Source organism: Streptomyces sp. NPDC007875 (assembly GCF_042868035.1).
In the GTDB taxonomy this organism is placed as follows: Bacteria; Actinomycetota; Actinomycetes; order Streptomycetales; family Streptomycetaceae; genus Streptomyces; species Streptomyces antimycoticus.
Window position 1 is genome coordinate 1 of record NZ_JBIADZ010000101.1, and the last position, 2,474, is coordinate 2,474.

The window sequence follows — 2,474 nt, forward strand, 5'->3', positions numbered from 1 at the left end:
GTCGTGACTGCGTGCCTTTTGAAGAATGAGCCTGCGAGTTTGCGGTGTGTTGCGAGGTTAACCCGTGTGGGGAAGCCGTAGCGAAAGCGAGTCCGAATAGGGCGGTTTAGTAGCGCGCTCAAGACCCGAAGCGGAGTGATCTAGCCATGGGCAGGTTGAAGCGGAGGTAAGACTTCGTGGAGGACCGAACCCACCAGGGTTGAAAACCTGGGGGATGACCTGTGGTTAGGGGTGAAAGGCCAATCAAACTCCGTGATAGCTGGTTCTCCCCGAAATGCATTTAGGTGCAGCGTCGTGTGTTTCTTGCCGGAGGTAGAGCACTGGATAGGCGATGGGCCCTACCGGGTTACTGACCTTAGCCAAACTCCGAATGCCGGTAAGTGAGAGCGCGGCAGTGAGACTGTGGGGGATAAGCTCCATGGTCGAGAGGGAAACAGCCCAGAGCATCGACTAAGGCCCCTAAGCGTACGCTAAGTGGGAAAGGATGTGGAGTCGCAGAGACAACCAGGAGGTTGGCTTAGAAGCAGCCATCCTTGAAAGAGTGCGTAATAGCTCACTGGTCAAGTGATTCCGCGCCGACAATGTAGCGGGGCTCAAGCGTACCGCCGAAGTCGTGTCATTGCAGCATGTGGTCCAACGATCGCTGTGATGGGTAGGGGAGCGTCGTGTGCCGGGTGAAGCAGCCGTGTAAGCGAGTTGTGGATGGTTCACGAGTGAGAATGCAGGCATGAGTAGCGATACACACGTGGGAAACGTGTGCGCCGATTGACTAAGGGTTCCTGGGTCAAGCTGATCTGCCCAGGGTAAGTCGGGACCTAAGGCGAGGCCGACAGGCGTAGTCGATGGACAACCGGTTGATATTCCGGTACCCGCTTTGAAGCGCCAACGTCGAACCAGGCGATGCTAAGTCCGTGAAGCCGCCCTGATCTCTTCGGAGTTGAGGGGAGTGGTGGAGCCGACGGACCAGACCTGTAGTAGGTGAGTGATGGGGTGACGCAGGAAGGTAGTCCAGCCCGGGCGGTGGTTGTCCCGGGGTAAGGGTGTAGCCCGAGGAGTAGGTAAATCCGTTCCTCATTAGGGGTGAGACCTGATGCCGAGCCGATTGTGGTGAAGTGGATGATCCTATGCTGTCGAGAAAAGCCTCTAGCGAGTTTCATGGCGGCCCGTACCCTAAACCGACTCAGGTGGTCAGGTAGAGAATACCGAGGCGTTCGGGTGAACTATGGTTAAGGAACTCGGCAAAATGCCCCCGTAACTTCGGGAGAAGGGGGGCCATTGCTGGTGATGGGATTTTCTCCTTGAGCTGGTGGTGGCCGCAGAGACCAGCGAGAAGCGACTGTTTACTAAAAACACAGGTCCGTGCGAAGCCGTAAGGCGATGTATACGGACTGACGCCTGCCCGGTGCTGGAACGTTAAGGGGACCGGTTAGTCACATTTCGGTGTGGCGAAGCTGAGAACTTAAGCGCCAGTAAACGGCGGTGGTAACTATAACCATCCTAAGGTAGCGAAATTCCTTGTCGGGTAAGTTCCGACCTGCACGAATGGCGTAACGACTTCTCGACTGTCTCAACCATAGGCCCGGTGAAATTGCACTACGAGTAAAGATGCTCGTTTCGCGCAGCAGGACGGAAAGACCCCGGGACCTTTACTATAGCTTGATATTGGTGTTCGGTTCGGCTTGTGTAGGATAGGTGGGAGACTGTGAAGCCGCAACGCCAGTTGTGGTGGAGTCATTGTTGAAATACCACTCTGGTCGTGCTGGATGTCTAACCTGGGTCCGTGATCCGGATCAGGGACAGTGTCTGGTGGGTAGTTTAACTGGGGCGGTTGCCTCCTAAAGGGTAACGGAGGCGCCCAAAGGTTCCCTCAGCCTGGTTGGCAATCAGGTGTTGAGTGTAAGTGCACAAGGGAGCTTGACTGTGAGACCGACGGGTCGAGCAGGGACGAAAGTCGGGACTAGTGATCCGGCGGTGGCTTGTGGAAGCGCCGTCGCTCAACGGATAAAAGGTACCCCGGGGATAACAGGCTGATCTTCCCCAAGAGTCCATATCGACGGGATGGTTTGGCACCTCGATGTCGGCTCGTCGCATCCTGGGGCTGGAGTCGGTCCCAAGGGTTGGGCTGTTCGCCCATTAAAGCGGTACGCGAGCTGGGTTTAGAACGTCGTGAGACAGTTCGGTCCCTATCCGCTGTGCGCGTAGGAGTCTTGAGAAGGGCTGTCCCTAGTACGAGAGGACCGGGACGGACGAACCTCTGGTGTGCCAGTTGTTCTGCCAAGGGCATGGCTGGTTGGCTACGTTCGGGAGGGATAACCGCTGAAAGCATCTAAGCGGGAAGCCTGCTTCGAGATGAGGACTCCCACCCACTTGATGGGTTAAGGCTCCCAGTAGACGACTGGGTTGATAGGCCAGATATGGAAGCCGGGTAACTGGTGGAGTTGACTGGTACTAATAGGCCGAGGGCTTGTCCTCAG

Annotated in this window: 1 rRNA gene; it reads left to right on the forward strand. The window is 56.4% G+C overall.

Going from position 1 to position 2,474, the window contains the following annotated elements:
- Positions 1-2,472, forward strand: a 23S ribosomal RNA gene (locus ACFYOY_RS49075); the annotation flags it as partial.
- Positions 2,473-2,474 lie beyond the last annotated feature (2 nt).